The organism is Streptomyces venezuelae (assembly GCF_008642335.1).
In the GTDB taxonomy this organism is placed as follows: domain Bacteria; phylum Actinomycetota; class Actinomycetes; order Streptomycetales; family Streptomycetaceae; genus Streptomyces; species Streptomyces venezuelae_F.
In genome coordinates this window covers 4,429,017-4,445,166 of record NZ_CP029191.1, presented here as the reverse complement: position 1 = coordinate 4,445,166, position 16,150 = coordinate 4,429,017, and the positions used below count along the sequence as shown (strand labels likewise).

The window sequence follows — 16,150 nt, the reverse complement described above, 5'->3', positions numbered from 1 at the left end:
CCTCAACCGGAATTCAACCAGAAGCAACACACCTAACTGCACGCCTTACTAGAATTCAGAGCCATGGAACTAAGGCAGCTCGAATACTTCGTGGCGGTGGCCGAAGAGGAGAACTTCACGCGCGCAGCGGAGCGCGTGCACATCAGCCAGTCCGGAGTGAGCGCCCAGATCCGGCAGTTGGAGCACGACCTCGGCACGTCCCTGTTCGACCGCTCGGGCCGCAGCACGAGGCTCACCCCGGCCGGCCGCGCCGCTCTGCGCCACGCCCGCTCGGCGCTGGCCGCCGTGGACGCCGTGCGGCAGGCGGTGGACGAGGTGAACGGCCTGATCCGCGGTCGGCTCGTGGTCGGCATGGTGACGGCGTGCACGGTCACCCCGCTCTTCGACGCGCTGTCCGCGTTCCACCACCACCACCCCGGCGTGGAGATCACCCTCCTCGAGGACACCTCCGACCGCCTCATGGAACGCCTGCGCGCGGGCACCGCGGATCTGGCCCTGATCAGCACCGCGGGCACGCCCCCGCCGACCCTGGAGACCTACGAGATCATCCGCGAACCCCTGGTCGCGGCGATGCCCGCCACGCACCCCCTCTGCGCCCACCCCGAGGTGACCCTCGCGGACCTGGCCCAGCACTCGGTGGTGAGCCTCCCGACGGGCACCGGAGTGCGGAAGGTCTTCGACGAGGCGTGCGCGGCGGCGGGAGTCCATATGGAGATCGCGTTCCAGGCCGGCGCCCCGAGCGCGATCGCGGACCTCGCGATCCGCGGCCTCGGAGTGGCGATCCTCTCCGACTCCCTGGTGTCCCAGCACCGCCCCCACCTGACGACCCGCCCCATCACGGACATCCCCACCGAGCCGGTCCTCTCCCTGTCCTGGTCCACCACGGACAACCCGGCCCTACGCCAACTGCTCCACCACTGCCACACAACGTTCTCCCGCACGGCTCCGACCCCGCCAGTCCCGGAGCCGCAACCGGCCCTCTGACGCCCCCGACCCCGAACGCAAAGAACCCCAGGTCAGAGTGAATCCGACCTGGGGTTCCAGATGAGCCGCCTTCGGGATTCGAACCCGAGACCTACGCATTACGAGCTGTCCGGCCTTGATCCACGGCGGTCCGGGGACGTCCCCGCGCGAGCCGACCGCGCAGGTCAAAGGCGGTAGCGGACGTTCGCGGACGAGAGCAGACGATGCCGGATGAGGCGGCAACCGAGACTAGAACTGAGACTGGCCCCAGCCGCCCGACCAAGCTGGGACAGGTGCGCGACTACGGCTTGGGCAGCTCAGTAACGAAGGTTCCGATGCCCGGCTGCATCTGTGCGAGCCCCGCCTCGCGAAGCTCAGTGAGTACTCGTCGGGCGGTCATCTGCGCAATGCCGAACTCACCCTGGATCGCGAGGACGCCCGGCAACTGGCTCCCCGGCGGGTACTCGCCATCGGCGATCCGCTGCTCAAAGACCGCGTAGACCTGCTTCCACCGCGGGATGTCCGGCTTCCAATCCATGATCCGAAGCTAGGCAGGGCAGGCTGTATCGGCGAGACGAGATAGCTTGCATGGCCTAGCCACCCTAGCTAGCTAGGCCTACGCTGCGGGAACGCACATCACCCCCGCGGCCGCGCGAACGACCCGGGGGCGTGGACGACTGACGTGGAGTCGACATGAACGAGGCTACGCAGGACCCGATCACACGGACCAGCCCAAGTCCGGCCGTGATGGAGCCGGGAAGCTACGGCTACTGCTCGTGGCACCACGGTTATAGCGCGGGAATCCGCGTCATCAACGTGATGGAACAATGCTCCGGCCCTGGGCGCGTGGACTTCGCGTGCCTCCCCTGCCGCGAGCAGCACAACCTAGTCCCGTTCGCCGACCGGCCATGACCGAGACGCGGCGCCCGAAGCCACCACGCGCCAGCACGCTCAACGCCTGGCAGTACCTCGGCTGGCACTGCTGCTGGTGCGACGCCCCGATCTGGCACGGCGCAAGGTCCGCCGGCCGCGCCCAAGGACACGAAGGAGCACACGACTTGTCCATCGAGGTGTACGAGTGCGGCCCCCACTGCCCGAACCGCCCAGCCGCAACCGAACTCGACTGACCAGGCGCCACAAGAAGGAAATGCGGCTGAAAAAGCTTCGCGGCCGAGGAGCTAACTCTTTGCGTCTCCGGTTCGCCTAGGGTCTATCTTCCTTGCCTCTTCCAGCACTCGCATCATCCCCTCATCAAACAACAGTGGGTGAAAGACGGCGCAGAGTTCTTTGACCAACGGAAGGGGCGCCCCATTCCCGGCACAATTTTTCGAGATCACTTCGAAGAAAGCCGTAATCATTGCCTTCGAAGTGGCCATATCAAGATCCTCGAAATCCTGAACTTTCAAATGATCCCAAACCAGCAGGGGGAAATCTTCCGTAAATCCGCCCTTCGGGTTTACGGCTTTTATGGAGACCCCGAAATCGAAATCCAGAGACGCCAGCACCCCCCTGTAGAAGCTCTTGTTTTCTTCGAGGCCCATTTCGACAGCCTCAGCGAGGCAGGATCTTGCATAAACAATCGCGCGATTCGCATGCTCAATGCGAGCAGCCCACGCGAGCTTTATCACGGCATCTTGATTGAAAGCAAATTCTCTACTAAAGCGAAGTCGAGTAACCGCGTCGTCAGATCCGTCCCTTAGTTCCACATGGTCAAACTGGTCTTGCGGAAGTGTAAACCAGCCTCGATTCTCGTTTACGCTCCAAAGGACCACAACCACAAGGTCCGCAGTCCTGGCCCATCGCAACACCTGACGAGCCTTAACCTTTACCGCAGGCAGTGGACCCGAGCAATCCTTTTGCGTCCCTTTCACCTGCACCCATACGCGTGCTGGATCTAGTCGACCCTCAAAGCAGACTTGCACCATGAGGTCTTCCCCATAGTCCTCATGAATCTCGTCGACTGCATGTCCTTGAAGGTTCCACTCTCGCCTCACACCTGCGACCGCTATGGAAGCAATCCTGTGTTGCACCGGACGATTTGTCACGCTTCCCCCTGCCGGAAACCGACTTTCAACACCGCCTTCGCATCGCGCCGCGAAATTCACCCCCTTCGCGAGCGCCACTTCTTTCTGTACCAACGCATCCGGATCGGGCGCCTTGCGACGCCGGGGCGCACCTCCCACTCCCTGCCAGCATTATCGATCACATCCATGTGTTCAATTTTGCATTTCACGCCGTTTATCGGATTCAGTTGTACGGCATACTCAGGGGCCAAATGGGCAATATTGATCGTATGCGGGGTGCACGCAATGGTCTCTCCAGGTGGAATTCTGACGTCTTGGATAAGATAAATTCCACTCTCACTCCCTGTACCTACGGACCAGACCCCTGTAAACCCAGGTTCGCTTGGCTCCATAAGAGTTCCGTCATCCCGGCAAGGCCATTGCGCGAGATCACGGATAAGCCAGCTAGGCGTAAGTTTGTACCTTACAGACGTAATCTCCACTGGGAGGTTGCTAGCATTTTTGAGCCAGATAGTGAGGTCTACTTCTTCAGTCCGCGTCGGGTCACTAGGTGACCTAATCGCGTATTCGATATTCCACCACACCGCAACAAGGTCTACGTACTTCCGGTCGTTCGCATTGTGATCCTTACCGAAAATGATCAAAGCCAGCACGAGTGATGCCCCGCCGAACCAGGCTGGAACGGTTCCCATATCAAGCTGAAATCCGAGGAGCATGCTGCCACCTGAAAGTCGACCCTGGAGCTACCATAATGGCACGCAAAACAGGATAGCGGCATGTACTCGAACAGTTTCGGTTCGAGCGGTCATGTCCCTGTAAGCCGCCCGCCGATCATTCGGAGACGGCCACACGCGCTGGGACAGCAACTGCTTTCAGCCCTAGCAGCGCTCCCCACACGTGTTCCTGATCTACAAAGAGCCCCGGGAACTGGACCCGAGGCTCTTACGTCGACAGCGTTCACATGTTGGGGAGCTGCTGACGAGCAAGTGCTTTCGCGCGCTTGCCGATTGCTCCCATTCTGGCCTCCCACTCTGCGCTCCCACGGTGGTCCGGGTGAGCGGTCGTCTGGTCCGGGTGCTTGCGGTAGTGCAGTCCTGCCTCGCCGATGAACCAGCCGTCAGCCATCACGTCGAGAGCCAGCAACAGGGCGGTGTCTTCCGACGCGGGTAGCGCCATCCACCCCCCGGCTTCGGCAAGCAGGCTCTCCCGGATGCAGAGCGATGCGGGATGCACCGCGGGGCGGTGCGTGGTCGACCAGTAGGCGTACAGCTCGCCCCGGGGAAGCTGGCCGGGGGCCGGGTCGCCGAGTGTGTAGTGCACCAGTGAGCCGTCCGGCATGAGGTCAAGCACCTTGCACACCGTCCAGCCGACGGACGGGTGCGTCTCCATCACCTCGATGTCCCGGGCGAGGGCGCCGGCGGGCAGGACATCGTCAGCGTCCAAGACCTTCACCAGCTCGCCGCGGCTGCGGCCCCAAGCCATGGTCCGGGCGACTCCAGGACCGCCGCGCCTGTTGTCGCCGACCGCGACGCGCGCGTCTTCGCGGATGTCGGCGGGCACGTCCGTTTCCTTGCCGCCGTCGACCTGGATCAGCCACTCCCAGTCCCAGCCCGTCGGCAGCTCCTGCGCACAGAGCGAGGCGAAGGCATCGGGCAGGAAGAGCAGCGCCGCATCGTGAACCGGCGTCACGACCGACATGATCCGGGTCATGGGGTCCACCTCTCCAGCGGCACGGAGTACCGCAGCTCTGTGCGTTCACCGGGGAGCACCACGTGCGAGTACTCGACGACGTCGCCCTCGGTCGAAACGCTGGTCTTGTCCAGGAGGAGCACGGCGCTGCCGGTCGGGATGCCCAGCTTGCGAGCCTCGGCCTGGGTGGCGAGCCGGGTCCTGACGCCGTCGTCGATCCGGTCGATCTCAAGCCCGATGGTGCTCAGTTGATGGTGCGTCCCGCCGGGCCACGGTTCCTTGGCGCTGTCCAACAACTCGGGGTTACGGGCGGCGACCTCATGGACGAGGTAGGAGTCGATCAGCGATAGCGCGGTTGGATCGTCCCCGGCACTGTGCCAGTACTGCCGGTGCAGCATCAGGGTGCCCACCTCCACGCCGAATCGTTCGGCGAGTTCTGCATCGGCGGGGACGGCCCTGAACGTCGCGTGCGTGTGGATCTGGTCGTGCTCCAGACCCGTGTCCTTGTCGACCACGCCATTGTTGCGGCGCACCTCGTCGGGCCTCAGGGCGAGCTTCTTCTCCCAGACGTAACGCTCCTGGTGGCGGCGGATCTGGTGCGGCGGGCGTTGGCGCACCTTCGTCCCGTGCCCGCGGACCATGCTGACCAGGCCCTCGGCCTCCAGCGCCTTGTACGCCGCAAGGACAGTGGTCTTCGATCCCTTGCCTTGCTCGACCAGGTCCCGAATCTGCGGGAGCTGGTCTCCGGGCTGATACCCGGATGCGCCGGCCGCGATGTCCCGAGCGATCTGATCCGCGAGTCCACGCCATTGCGGCGTTTTGGGTGCCATACAGAACCCCTCCTCATCAACCAGGCCAGTGAACCACAGTCCCGGGATTGACAGCTATCCCGGGACTGTTGACAGTCCCGGGACTTCATGTAAATCTCTTGCCATGCCCAGCGACAGTCCCGGGACAGCGTTCCGGAGGGTTGCCGCATGAGCAGCGTGGTCGGGATAGCTCGCTTCTACGTGAGGTCCTATGCCGCCCGCCGCTTGACCAGCACGACCGCACGGCCAGGAGCCCCGCGTTGGACGGGGGGAGGCGACCCGGCGCCTTGTCATTCACCGGAGGGCTTAGACCGAAAGGTCACGTCTCCATACGCCTACGACGGGAGCGCAAGCTCCCGAAGGAGACAGGTACTTCCGCCCCGGTATCCAGCCGTGAGGACGCGGGATCGAATCCCGCCCGGGGCACTGCGGTCACCCGACCGCGTGCACGTCCCTCCCACCAAGGAGCAGTCCATGAGTGACAACAACCGGGCCGTCTTCGACTTCGGCGACAGCGTCACGTTCGGCGGAGACATCGTCCTGGGGGCCCAGGTCGGTGTGTCCGGCGGTGTCGTCTACGGCGACGTGGTCATGGGTGGCGGTGCGAGCACCGACGCCGAGGACGACGAGTAGAACCCCACCTGCCCCGTTCGGGGCGTTGCGGCCGCTCCTGTCGGCCGTGCCGCGCTTGCTGCGCGGCTACCACCACAACGGCGCGAGCCCCCGGAGGTGCAACTCCGGGGGCTCTGTTGGGGCCGTTGCCACCTGCTAGGGAGAACACGACCCATGAAGCACATCGCAGCACTTCAGGCGGCCGTTACCGCCGCTGACTTCGAGGGCGAGCCGACGGCCGCCGAGCTGGACGCCATCGAGCACGAGATGCCCGCGATCCTCGCGGACGTCGAGCTGCTGGACGCGCAGATCATCACCCTGGACCGCACCCCCAACGAGGTCGACGCCCGCCGCATCCGCCGGGCCCGCCGCAAGGTGCTCGCCGCCCGCCGCGCCCTGACCAACACGAGCGCGCCGGTGAACGTCCCGGGGGTGGGGGCATGAGCGCCATCGACTCCAACCTGACGGCCGCGCACGCCGAGGTGAAGGCCGAGATCGCCCGCACCGACACCAAGACCAGTCTCCTGCTCGCCTTCGTCGGTGCGCTGCTCGCAGGAACGTGGACGGTCGCCAAGGACGCACCCCTGTACGTGCCCGCCAGTGCGGTGGGCGGCCTGGGGATGGCGTTGCTGCTCGCCGCTGCGGGGCTGTTGCTGTCATCGGTGCGTCCGAACCTGGGCGGTCGGCACGGCTTCCCGCTGTGGGCAACGCTCAGCGCCGAGGAGATCACCGCTGAACTCGCCCACGACCAGCGGGCGCGGGACATCGCCGGACTCTCCCGCATCGCGGTGCGCAAGTTCACCGGCCTGAAGCGAGCGGTCGACCTGACCCGCGCGGGCGGTGCCCTGCTCGTCCTCGCCGCGCTCCTCCAGGCGGGAGGTGCGCTGTGAAGGCGAAGACGGTACTGCCCGCGGTCGCGATGACGGCCGTGTCCATGGTCCTCACCCTCGCCGTAGTCATGATGTGGCTCGGTAGCACGGTGCCGTGGCCCGTCGCCCTGGTCGTCGGTCTGGGCATCGACGGCGGATGGCTGGCCACCCTCGCCTACGAACGCCGTCTCGCCGCGCAGGGCGACCACAACCGCGCCGTGACCGCCGTCGGCTGGTCCTTCGGTCTTCTGGCCGCCGGGGTCCTGGTTGCCCACGCGGTGAGCGTCGAGGAATCCGCCGGCGCATGGCTGGCGGTCGCCTGGCTGCCGATTGCTGCCAAGGCGCTGTGGCTGGTGCACGGTCTGTGGGAGCGGACCGCGCTCACCACCCACGCCTTGGATGCCATTCAGAGCATTCAGCAGGAGGCGCGCGATGAGGCGGCCGTGGCCCGTGCCCGGCTGCGGGCCGAGGCGAGCACCGAGGAGACGCGGCTGACGGCTGTGACGGCCGCCGGGGCACGCGTCGCCCGCGTCCAGGCCAAGACCGCCCGCACCCTGTCCGGGGCCTGGTCGACGCTGGAGACGGCCCGCAAGGGCGAAGGCACGGGCAAGGCCCTGACCAGCGTGACGAGTCCCGTCACACCCGGCGTCACAGCCCGCTGGGAGCTTCCCGTGTGGGGCCCGAGCGAGCAGGTCCCGGCGTTGGAAACGGCCGCACCCGCGCTCACGGATGCCGCGCTCGACCAGCTGGTCGACGCGATCCGCACGAGCGAGGACCCGGCCCTGTCCTACCGCGACATGGCCACCCGCTTCCGCGCCGCCGGGCACGCCGCGTCCGAAGTCCGTCTGCGGGCCGCCTGGAAACGCGTCGCCTGATGGCCCCCGCGTATGCCGAGTGCTCCAACCTGCCCGGTATCGCCGCCCCCTCCCGCACCCCCATCCCTGACCAGGCACGTTTCCTCACGAGGAGGCCCCCTGTGGGTACCCCTGACATCAACCGCATTGACCGCGAGATCCGCACCACCAAGCGCAAGCTCGAAGCCGCCGCCAAGCGCGAGATGTGGGCGCTCAACGGCCGCGAGCGCCGCGCCCTGGCCTCCGCGATGGCGGGCGTGACGACCGCGGTCGTGCGGCACAAGAACCCCACCCGTGCCGAGGAGAAGGGCGCGACGACGTGGGAGTCGGCGCAGACGCGGCTTCAGGCGGAGATCAACGCCCTTCAGGTCGAGCGGGATGAGGCCGTGAAGCGGGCCGCCGCCGACAAGGCCGCCAAGAAGGCCGCGAAGTCCTCGGGGTGGTGGTGACCATGGCCGCCAAACCGGCGCCTCCCGGTGAGTGCCCGCAGTGCTGGGCGCACGCCCACGACAAGAGCATCCACAAGGCCCTCAAGGGCGAGCAGTGCCAGCCGTGCCTGGACCACATGAACAACGGCCACCCCTTCCTGGTGCCCAAGAAGCCGTCCAGCTGGTGGTGACCATCCCCGCCCCTGCTCTTCCCCCTCGCCTTCCCGCCCCGTCTGGGGCAGTCAGGAGTGATGCCGTCATGAGCGGCAACGTCGTACCCCTGCACAAAACCCCCGCCCCGCCCGACACCGAACCGGGCCCGAACCTCACCGCGGTGCCCGAGCCCGCCCCGGCGCCCGTCGTGCCGCTGTGGGTGCGCTCCGGGCGCGCCGTGCGGCACGCGGTCACCCACGAACGCACCCGTGAGGCGGGCCGGTTGGCCGTGCGGCACGGCATGTACGTGGTCGGCGGCACCCGCATCGTCACCCGTCGTGCGTGGGACGGCCGCACCGGCGCCCGCTACGAACGCCTCCTCCGCGCTGCTGAAGCCACCGGGAACTATGAGGTGGCCGCGGAGTGGGAGGAGCGGCTGCAGCGCTTCCGCGAAGCCCGTCACCGCCGCCGCATGGACCTCCTCAAGTCCCCCGTGGACGTGGCCAAGGGACTCGCGGTCGGGACCGGCGCCGGCATCGGCGCGCTCGTCGGGCTCGGGGTAGTGCTGGCCATCGCCAACGAGGACATCACTGACGTCCTCACGCCGTTGATGGCGGTCATCGAGTTCATCCGCCTGCTCATCACCATCGTCTCCGTCGTCTGGGGCCCCGCCCTCAAGGTCGGGCCGCTGCTGGTGCTGCTCGCGCTGTGGAGCGTGGGCCGCAAGCAGCAAGCCGCACCGAACTGGGTGCTCCCCGCCAACGCCCGCTCCGGCGAGGGCGAGCCCATCACCCCCTCGATCGTCGTCAAGGCCCTGGGTGACCTGGGGGTGCCCGCGCTGCGCAACGCCATCAAGGAGATGGGCGATGCGGGCGCGGCGATGCTGGGCCCGATCCGGATCGCCGGATGCGGCGTCGAAGTCGACGTCACCCTCCCCTCCGGGGTGTCCACGGTCGAGGTGCAGCAGCGGCGGCGCAAGCTCGCCGAGAACCTGACCCGGCACGAGCACGAGGTGTTCATCACCATCCCCGAAGCCGCCCGCACCGTCCGCCTGTGGATCGCCGACTCCGGTGCGCTGGACGAGCCGATCGGTCCGTCTCCGCTGGTCACCGACGAGACGATGACCGCCGACTACTGCAAGGGCAAGGCGCCGTGGGGGCAGGACCTGCGCGGCGACGCGGCCGCCCTCAGCCTCTACCAGCGCCACCTCCTCATCACGGGCCTGTCCAACCAGGGCAAGACCGTCGCCCTGCGCTCCCTGGCCCTGTGGCTGGCCCTGGACAAGTCGGTGCAGTTCCTCATGGGCGACCTCAAGGGCGTGGGCGACTGGGCCATGTTCGACGGCCTCGCCCACACGCTCATCCAGGGGCCGACCGACGAGCACGTCATCGAGGTCACCGAGATGGTCGAGGCCGCGGTCGAGGAGATGAACCGTCGCATCCAAGCCCCGCCCGGCACCACCTTCCCACCCCTGATCGTCCTCGTCGACGAGGCGCAGGTGGCGTTCATGTGCCCCGCCAAGGACGAGGACCGGCGCCCCTACGGCGGCTCGAAGGCCAACTCCCGCTACTTCATGGCCGTCCGCAAGATCCACAACCAGGGCCGTGCGGTGAACGTGCTGATGTGGCAGGGCACCCAGGACCCGACCAACGAGAACCTGCCCAAGCTGGTCCGCGAGGGCGCCCACACGCGCGCGTCCCTCGCCCTGGGCACCGAATCGCAGGCCCGTATGGCGCTCGGGGACAAGGCCGTGGACGGGGGCGCGGCCCCCAACCTTCTGCGTCCGGGCCTGGACCGGGGCACCCTGGTCGTCGCCTCCGACGGCATCACCATCCCGGCCGGACAGTCGTCCATCACGGTGCGCACGCACTACATCGACGACGACGCGGCCAAGGCCATCACCGACCGCGCCAAGGCCCTGCGCGATGGGGTCACCACCCTGCACGCCATCGACCGGAGCGAGCAGCGCGACCCGCTCACGGACATCCTGTCTGTGCTCGGGGACGCGGCCCGCGTGCGGACCAAGGACGTGCTTGCGCGGCTCGCCGCGCTCGACGCGGGCGCGTACGGCGAATGGTCGTTCATCAACCTCAAGCGGGTTCTCGACGGCGCGGGGGCGGAGCCGCACAAGTCCGACGGGGTCATGGTCGTCTCCCGTGACCGGGTCGCCCGCGCCCTCGCCAACCGCCCCGAGGACGAGGGTCCGGACGCTTCCATTTCGCACATCGACTAGAGGGAGCCAAGCCGCTTCGGGTCAGGGAGGCAGGGAGAACTCCCTGACCACCTCCCTGCCCCGCCTCCCTGGCCCTGACCTGCACAAATGATCGTTCAGGGAGGCAGGGAGGCACCACAGGTCAACCCCCGAAAACCCCCTCCTGAGCGCCCCCACAAGTGGGTGTCTCTGCCTCCCTGCGCTCTCACCCGAAGGGATTCCGTATGTATCCCAACCACACCGGCCGCGCGCCCACGAAAGGGGCCGTGACCGTCCACCAGCCCGCCCCCGTCACCGTCATCCCCGGCGTTCCGCTGGCACCGGTCCAGCCGTCCACGGTGGCGGCCGTGCAGTCCATCGTGCTGCCCGACGGCCGCATCGTCACCGGCTACGCCATTGACGCCGCCAAGCCCGAACCGTTGGCCGCCAAACCGGCAATCTCACGGACGGCGGTGAACATCGCGCTCGGCGGTATCGGCTTCGGCGCCATCTGCGGCGGGCTGCTCCTGCTCACCACGTTCATCGCTGCCCTGGCCGCCCTGGTGCAACAGCTCATCATCCTCGCCGCCGTCATCTTCGGCGGATGGATCGCCATCCAGATCTTCGGCGGCGGTTCGCGCGGCGGCATCACGGTCAACGCCCGCAAGGCCGTGATCAAACGCAATCACTTCCACGGCTGAGGCCGCCAGCGGTCACGATCGCTCTCGCTGGACCCAACCGGCCACGAGACCCACGACCAGCGGCACCAGCGCCCACACCGACGCCTCCAAGGCCGCCTGTGGCCACGGCAGTTCGTCGATCCAGTGCTTCACCCCCATGAAGACCACGACCCCCACCCCGTAGGCGGCAACCACCACCCCGGCCTTGTACCAACCCGTCATGGTCCTGCGCCTACTCCCGCTCGCCCGCCCTACGAGGCAAGGGCGGCCCCTGCATCTCGCCAAAGAACCGGGGCCGCCCTTGTCCACCCGTCCTCTACAGACCTGATGGAGGTCTCCAGCATGACGCAACCCACCGATGTTCGGGGAGAGCGCCTGCAGGCCGCTCTTTCCCTCGCAATCTCCGGGGCGCCGGTCCTGCCTTTGCGGGCCGGGAAGACACCCTTCGGCAACTGCCCCAGCTGCGCGGACAACGCGTGCGGCGGCCGACCGAACATGAAGACCCCCGGCCCCTGCACCTGCCCCGCCCCCTGCCACGGATGGGCCGCCGCGACCACCGACCCGAACATCATCAGCTCCCATATCTGGCGCGAAGCGTGGCTGAGCGCGAGCGCGATTGCGTACCACCCGGGCGGGGCGGGACTGACAGTCGTGGACCTGGACGACGCCGACGCCATCGCTTGGGCCCGCACGAACCTGCCCGCCACCCGTACCGTGCCCACCACCCGCGGCGAACACTGGATCTACCTCGGGGCGATGCAGTCCGCCAACGCGGTCCGCCCCGGCGTCGACATCAAGTCGACCATGGCCTACGCCCGCTGGCTCGGCACCGGCACCGGCACCATCACCGCCCTGCCGGATGCCGTCCGCGCCCTCACCGCGAAGTCCTCCCCGGTCCGGACCATGGCCCAGGCCGTCACCGCGCCCGCGCCGGTCGGGGACGGCCCGTGCCCGCACCGCACCCCGACCTACCTGACCCGTGGCCTGGCCATGGCCGAGCAGCGCATCACCCAGGCCACCACCGGCGTGCACGCCACCGTCTACCGCACCTTCCTGGCCGTGCTCGCCAAACACGGCCGGTGCGGCTGCCTCACCGACGCCCACGTCACGCGTCTGTTCGCCGCCGCGCAGGCCAAGGGCGAGACGTCCCGACACTGCACCGACGCATGGACCAACGCCCGCACCTCGCTGGGGCTGTGACATGTCCGAGGACGAGAAGAACCCCGCCCGCGAGGTCATCACCGACTACGCGCAGAGCCACTTCCGGTACTTCCGCACCGCCGACGGCACCGTCTACGCCCAGAGGAAAGGCCACCCCGTCGCCCGCCCGATCCGCTCCCAGGGCACGACCGGCAGCCACCGCCAAGAACTCATGGTCGGCCTCTTCCGCGACGGGGTCGGCGTCTTCAACGGAACCGCCCTCAAGGAGGCGTTGGACTTGATCGAAGCACTCGCCCTGACCGAGCAGGTACAGCCCACCCACATCCGCGTGGCCCCCGGCTTCGACGGCGCCACCTGGCTCGACCTGGGCCGCGACGACGGGCAATCAGTGCGCATCCACCCCACCGGCTGGGACATCCGCGTCCCCGACCCCGAAGAGGTCTGCTGGCGCCGCACCCAGCTCACCGGCGAACTCCCCATCCCCGCAAAGGACACCAACGGCAAGGGCCTGGATCTGCTGCTGCGGCTGTGCAACTTCGCCGACGCCCAGACCGAATGCCTGGCCATCGCCTGGCTCATCGGCTGCCTGGGACCCTCCGTCCCGGTGCCGGCGCCCTTCCTCACCGGCCCGCAGGGCGCGGGCAAGTCGACCGGCGGACGGATGCTCATCCGCATCATCGAGGGAATGAGCGGCGACCTGCGCCGCGCCCCCAAGGACGAAGAGAACATGATCACGGCCGTGGCCGCCGGATGGATCACCGCTCTCGACAACCTCTCGCACCTGCCCCCGGACCTGTCCGACCTCATGTGCTGCGTCATCACAGGAGCCGAGAGCATCAAGCGCGCCCTCTTCACCGACGGCGACGTCGTACGCTCCCGCTACCGCCGCCCGATGCTGCTCACCGGCATCGACGTCGGCGTCATCCGCCCCGACCTCGCCGAACGCCTCCTGACCCTGCGCCTGGAACGCCCCCGGGTGCGGCGCACCGAAGCGGAGCTCTGGGCGGAGTACGCCGAGATCCTGCCCACCGTCCTCGGCTCGCTCCTCGACCTCACCGTCAAGGTCCGCGCGGCCGAAGCCGAGACGCCGACCGACCTGCGCATGGCCGACTTCGCGCACCTGTGCGCGAAGCTCGACGCGGCCATGGGCTTCGGGACGCTGGCCGCCTACCGGGCCAGCTTGGACGACCTGAACGACGACGTCATCGAAGGCGACCTGCTCGCGCAGACCGTCCTTCGGTACGCCGCCGGGCTCGCCCCGGGCGAAGAGGAGCGGATGGCGTCGGCCGAGTGGCTGCACTGCCTCACCACCCTCTACAGCGGTGAGGAATGCCGCCCCCTGCCCAAGGGCTGGCCCACCACCGGCAAGGTGCTCTCCGACCGGCTACGGCGCATCCAGCCCACCCTGGCCGCTCGCGGCGTCCTGGTCGAGTGGGGCCGCACCCGCGCCGCCCGCTACATCGAACTCAGCCGTCCGCCCCTGTCCCCGCCGCACGAGCAGCAGACCACGTTCTGACCGCGCCCGGCGGCGGACAAGCAAGAGGAGCACGCCGCGGCGCCGGGTGCTCCTCTTGCTGTTCGGCGGCGACAGCCGCCCTGCACAGGTCGCGCCGCGAAGCGGCCCGTTCTTCATGTCCTGAGTGGCCACGCACGACCACAGAAACCACCCCCTTCTTTTCCTAAGTAGGGAAGATCTGCGTCACCACGTCACCGCACCCCCGACACACGGCCGCTGACCAGCACAGACACCGGTGACGCAGACGGCCAATCCTGCGTCACCCCCACGTCACCCGCGTCACCCCGTGACGAGTGCCTGCGTCACAGGTGACGCAGGGCCCTACCCGCCGCGTCACCCAAACCCACAGGTCAGAAGCCTGATTGACGCAGGTGACGCGATGACGCAGAAATCCGCACCTAGGACACACGCGGGCAGGAGCTCCCAGCCCACCCCCAGGCGTACACGAACTCCCAGGAGGCATCCCGGATGAGCACCGCGATCGCTGCTCCCGTCGACCGACTTCTGTACAAGCCCGAAGAGGCCGCCGAAGCCCTCGCCATCGGCCGCTCCACGGTCTACGAGCTGATGGCCGAAGGCGCCTTGAAGTACATCAAGTTGGGCCGCACACGCCGCATCCGCCGCTCCGACCTCGAAACCTACGTAGCAACCCTCTCTCCCCTGCCCAACTGACCCACGCACGCCCCTGGGCGCCCCGAGCACTGCGCTCGGGGCGCCTTTCGCATGGAGGAGCGCATGAGCCCCCGCAAGGCCAACCAGGAATCCACCATCTACTTCGGCGACGACGGATGGTGGCACGGTCGCGTCACCATGGGTGTGCTGCCCGACGGAAGCCCCGACCGCCGCCACCGCATGGCACGCACCGAACCCGCGGTGCGCCGCAAGGTCCGCGAGCTCGAAAAGCTCCGCGACGAGGGACGCGCGACGAAGGCCGGCCGCAAGCCCACCGTCGGCCAGTGGATGGAGACCTACCTGACCGACATCGCGAGCCTGAAGCTCAAGCCCCGCTCCCTCGACGACTACTGGTCCAAGACCCGCAACGACATCATCCCCGGCGTCGGTCGCCACCGCATCGACAAGTTGCAGCCTGAGCACCTGGAACAGATGTACCGCGCGATGCTCGACGCGGGACGCGCCCCGTCACACGTGGTCAAGGTTCACCGCATCCTGTCGCGGGCCCTGAAGATTGCCCATCGTCGACGGATGATCGGCGAGAACGTCGCCACCCTGGTCGATCCGCCGAGCATCGACGAGACCGAAGCGAACCCATTCACCAAGGAAGAGGCCACGGCGTTCCTGGAAGCGGCGGCCAAGCGACCCACATTCATGCGGTGGATCGTCGGCGTCGGCATGGGCTTCCGCCAAGGCGAGACGCTGGGCCTGCGCTGGCCCTACGTCGACCTCCAGGCCGAACTGTTCCACCCCCAGTGGCAGCTTCAGCGGCTCACCTGGCGGCACGGCTGCGGCGACCCGCACGCCTGCGGTGGACGCCTGCACCGCTTCGAGCCGTGCCCGCCGGACTGCACCACCCACAAGGACTACAAGCGCGGTTGCCCGAAGCCGTGCACCGCGAAGTGCGTCAAGCACGCGAGCATCTGCCCCGACCGCAAGGGCGGCGGTCTCGTCTTCACCCGCCCCAAGACCAAGAAGAGCACGAACCCAGTACCGATCCCGGCCGCATTCATCCCCTACCTGCTCGCACACAAGGCACAGCAGGAGGAGCTTCGGGAGGCGGCCGGTGAACTCTGGCAGGAGCACGAGGCCGTGTTTACTCGCCCCGACGGGCGCCCCATCGACCCCCGCGACGACTGGGAGGAATTCAAAGATCTCCTCGTCGAGGCGGGTATCGACGACCGCCGCCTCTACGACGGAAGCCGCCACACCGCCGGCACCATCCTCAACGAGCTGGGCGTCGACATGCCCACGATCATGGAAATCCTGCGGCACACCCAGATCAGCCAGACCCGGCGCTACGTCAAGGGCCGGTCCCACCTCTCCAAGGACGCGATGCGTCGGATGGGCGAGACCTTCATGCCGCCCGTGTCCGTGATCTTGCCCCGCATAGAGAGCAGCCCGGCAGCGGCCCCCGAGGAATCCGCCCCTACTGAGACTAGAACTGAGACTGGAGACACCCGCGCGGCCCGCGCCCGCCGCCGACGCCGCATCCGCTGAACGAGAAAACCCCAGGTCAGAGTTAATCT

At 67.7% G+C, this 16,150-nt stretch carries 19 protein-coding genes; 13 read left to right on the top strand and 6 right to left on the bottom strand.

From position 1 onward, the window contains the following. Positions 1-63: 63 nt before the first annotated feature. The gene (locus tag DEJ49_RS20125) at positions 64-984 is read left to right on the top strand and encodes a LysR family transcriptional regulator (protein WP_150185406.1); all 921 of its coding nucleotides are present in this window, start codon (positions 64-66) and stop codon (positions 982-984) included. A 280-nt stretch (positions 985-1,264) separates the two neighbouring features. Here DEJ49_RS20125 and DEJ49_RS20120 read toward each other — a convergent pair whose 3' ends face one another. The 5 genes from DEJ49_RS20120 to DEJ49_RS20100 all read right to left on the bottom strand — a co-directional run bounded on the left by DEJ49_RS20120 (position 1,265) and on the right by DEJ49_RS20100 (position 5,506). Beyond that, positions 1,265-1,501: a winged helix-turn-helix domain-containing protein gene (locus DEJ49_RS20120; protein ID WP_150185405.1), complete on the bottom strand. Its 237-nt coding sequence runs from the start codon at positions 1,499-1,501 to the stop codon at positions 1,265-1,267. Positions 1,502-2,141: 640 nt separating this feature from the next. Beyond that, entirely contained in the window at positions 2,142-2,504 is a 363-nt protein-coding gene (locus tag DEJ49_RS36450) for a hypothetical protein (protein ID WP_223832910.1), read from the bottom strand. A gap of 560 nt (positions 2,505-3,064) precedes the next feature. Continuing rightward, positions 3,065-3,703, bottom strand: coding sequence for a hypothetical protein (locus DEJ49_RS36005; protein ID WP_190329694.1), 639 nt, complete (start codon positions 3,701-3,703; stop codon positions 3,065-3,067). 241 nt (positions 3,704-3,944) lie between these two features. Then, complete coding sequence (locus DEJ49_RS20105) at positions 3,945-4,697, bottom strand: glycosyltransferase family 2 protein (protein WP_150185402.1); 753 nt, start codon at positions 4,695-4,697, stop codon at positions 3,945-3,947. Beyond that, a complete protein-coding gene (locus DEJ49_RS20100) occupies positions 4,694-5,506 on the bottom strand; it encodes a GntR family transcriptional regulator (RefSeq protein ID WP_150185401.1) in 813 nt (270 codons plus the stop codon). The genes DEJ49_RS20105 and DEJ49_RS20100 overlap by 4 nt, the downstream gene beginning before the upstream one ends. A 453-nt stretch (positions 5,507-5,959) precedes the next feature. Here DEJ49_RS20100 and DEJ49_RS36000 point away from each other — a divergent pair, with 453 nt between their 5' ends. The 8 genes from DEJ49_RS36000 to DEJ49_RS20065 all read left to right on the top strand — a co-directional run bounded on the left by DEJ49_RS36000 (position 5,960) and on the right by DEJ49_RS20065 (position 11,293). Further along, positions 5,960-6,118, top strand: a complete 159-nt coding sequence (locus DEJ49_RS36000; RefSeq protein WP_190329393.1) for a hypothetical protein — start codon at positions 5,960-5,962, stop codon at positions 6,116-6,118. A 153-nt stretch (positions 6,119-6,271) separates the two neighbouring features. Then, positions 6,272-6,541, top strand: coding sequence for a DUF6284 family protein (locus tag DEJ49_RS20095; protein WP_150185400.1), 270 nt, complete (start codon positions 6,272-6,274; stop codon positions 6,539-6,541). Then, positions 6,538-6,987, top strand: a complete 450-nt coding sequence (locus DEJ49_RS20090) for a Pycsar system effector family protein (RefSeq protein WP_150185399.1) — start codon at positions 6,538-6,540, stop codon at positions 6,985-6,987. Before DEJ49_RS20095 ends, DEJ49_RS20090 begins: the two co-directional genes overlap by 4 nt. Then, the gene (locus tag DEJ49_RS20085; protein ID WP_150185398.1) at positions 6,984-7,841 is read left to right on the top strand and encodes a protein spdB; all 858 of its coding nucleotides are present in this window, start codon (positions 6,984-6,986) and stop codon (positions 7,839-7,841) included. The genes DEJ49_RS20090 and DEJ49_RS20085 overlap by 4 nt, the downstream gene beginning before the upstream one ends. A gap of 101 nt (positions 7,842-7,942) precedes the next feature. After that, on the top strand, positions 7,943-8,269 hold the full coding sequence (locus tag DEJ49_RS20080) for a hypothetical protein (protein ID WP_150185397.1): 327 nt from the start codon (positions 7,943-7,945) through the stop codon (positions 8,267-8,269). Positions 8,270-8,271: 2 nt separating this feature from the next. After that, the gene (locus tag DEJ49_RS20075) at positions 8,272-8,439 is read left to right on the top strand and encodes a pRL2-8 (RefSeq protein WP_190329392.1); all 168 of its coding nucleotides are present in this window, start codon (positions 8,272-8,274) and stop codon (positions 8,437-8,439) included. A gap of 68 nt (positions 8,440-8,507) precedes the next feature. Beyond that, positions 8,508-10,634: an FtsK/SpoIIIE domain-containing protein gene (locus DEJ49_RS20070; RefSeq protein WP_150185396.1), complete on the top strand. Its 2,127-nt coding sequence runs from the start codon at positions 8,508-8,510 to the stop codon at positions 10,632-10,634. A 203-nt stretch (positions 10,635-10,837) separates the two neighbouring features. Continuing rightward, positions 10,838-11,293 (top strand): hypothetical protein, encoded by a 456-nt coding sequence (locus tag DEJ49_RS20065; protein ID WP_150185395.1) that lies wholly within the window; start codon positions 10,838-10,840, stop codon positions 11,291-11,293. A 12-nt stretch (positions 11,294-11,305) separates the two neighbouring features. Here DEJ49_RS20065 and DEJ49_RS20060 read toward each other — a convergent pair whose 3' ends face one another. Further along, positions 11,306-11,494, bottom strand: coding sequence for a hypothetical protein (locus DEJ49_RS20060; RefSeq protein ID WP_150185394.1), 189 nt, complete (start codon positions 11,492-11,494; stop codon positions 11,306-11,308). 120 nt (positions 11,495-11,614) lie between these two features. Between DEJ49_RS20060 and DEJ49_RS20055 the strand changes: the two genes are divergently transcribed. The 4 genes from DEJ49_RS20055 to DEJ49_RS20040 all read left to right on the top strand — a co-directional run bounded on the left by DEJ49_RS20055 (position 11,615) and on the right by DEJ49_RS20040 (position 16,121). After that, positions 11,615-12,472 (top strand): bifunctional DNA primase/polymerase, encoded by an 858-nt coding sequence (locus DEJ49_RS20055; protein ID WP_150185393.1) that lies wholly within the window; start codon positions 11,615-11,617, stop codon positions 12,470-12,472. Between the two features lies 1 nt (position 12,473). Then, a complete protein-coding gene (locus DEJ49_RS20050) occupies positions 12,474-13,949 on the top strand; it encodes an ATP-binding protein (RefSeq protein ID WP_150185392.1) in 1,476 nt (491 codons plus the stop codon). Between the two features lie 468 nt (positions 13,950-14,417). Then, entirely contained in the window at positions 14,418-14,621 is a 204-nt protein-coding gene (locus tag DEJ49_RS20045) for a helix-turn-helix domain-containing protein (protein ID WP_150185391.1), read from the top strand. A gap of 63 nt (positions 14,622-14,684) precedes the next feature. Continuing rightward, complete coding sequence (locus tag DEJ49_RS20040; protein ID WP_150185390.1) at positions 14,685-16,121, top strand: tyrosine-type recombinase/integrase; 1,437 nt, start codon at positions 14,685-14,687, stop codon at positions 16,119-16,121. Positions 16,122-16,150 lie beyond the last annotated feature (29 nt).

Coding starts and splice junctions, on each gene's coding strand:
- DEJ49_RS20070 (WP_150185396.1), top strand. CDS start 8,508: ATGAGCGGCAACGTCGTACCCCTGCACAAAACCCCCGCCCCGCCCGAC.
- DEJ49_RS20120 (WP_150185405.1), bottom strand. CDS start 1,501: ATGGATTGGAAGCCGGACATCCCGCGGTGGAAGCAGGTCTACGCGGTC.
- DEJ49_RS36000 (WP_190329393.1), top strand. CDS start 5,960: ATGAGTGACAACAACCGGGCCGTCTTCGACTTCGGCGACAGCGTCACG.
- DEJ49_RS20075 (WP_190329392.1), top strand. CDS start 8,272: ATGGCCGCCAAACCGGCGCCTCCCGGTGAGTGCCCGCAGTGCTGGGCG.
- DEJ49_RS36005 (WP_190329694.1), bottom strand. CDS start 3,703: ATGCTCCTCGGATTTCAGCTTGATATGGGAACCGTTCCAGCCTGGTTC.
- DEJ49_RS20090 (WP_150185399.1), top strand. CDS start 6,538: ATGAGCGCCATCGACTCCAACCTGACGGCCGCGCACGCCGAGGTGAAG.
- DEJ49_RS20040 (WP_150185390.1), top strand. CDS start 14,685: ATGAGCCCCCGCAAGGCCAACCAGGAATCCACCATCTACTTCGGCGAC.
- DEJ49_RS20055 (WP_150185393.1), top strand. CDS start 11,615: ATGACGCAACCCACCGATGTTCGGGGAGAGCGCCTGCAGGCCGCTCTT.
- DEJ49_RS20045 (WP_150185391.1), top strand. CDS start 14,418: ATGAGCACCGCGATCGCTGCTCCCGTCGACCGACTTCTGTACAAGCCC.
- DEJ49_RS20125 (WP_150185406.1), top strand. CDS start 64: ATGGAACTAAGGCAGCTCGAATACTTCGTGGCGGTGGCCGAAGAGGAG.
- DEJ49_RS20100 (WP_150185401.1), bottom strand. CDS start 5,506: ATGGCACCCAAAACGCCGCAATGGCGTGGACTCGCGGATCAGATCGCT.
- DEJ49_RS20095 (WP_150185400.1), top strand. CDS start 6,272: ATGAAGCACATCGCAGCACTTCAGGCGGCCGTTACCGCCGCTGACTTC.
- DEJ49_RS20065 (WP_150185395.1), top strand. CDS start 10,838: ATGTATCCCAACCACACCGGCCGCGCGCCCACGAAAGGGGCCGTGACC.
- DEJ49_RS36450 (WP_223832910.1), bottom strand. CDS start 2,504: ATGGGCCTCGAAGAAAACAAGAGCTTCTACAGGGGGGTGCTGGCGTCT.
- DEJ49_RS20060 (WP_150185394.1), bottom strand. CDS start 11,494: ATGACGGGTTGGTACAAGGCCGGGGTGGTGGTTGCCGCCTACGGGGTG.
- DEJ49_RS20050 (WP_150185392.1), top strand. CDS start 12,474: ATGTCCGAGGACGAGAAGAACCCCGCCCGCGAGGTCATCACCGACTAC.
- DEJ49_RS20105 (WP_150185402.1), bottom strand. CDS start 4,697: ATGACCCGGATCATGTCGGTCGTGACGCCGGTTCACGATGCGGCGCTG.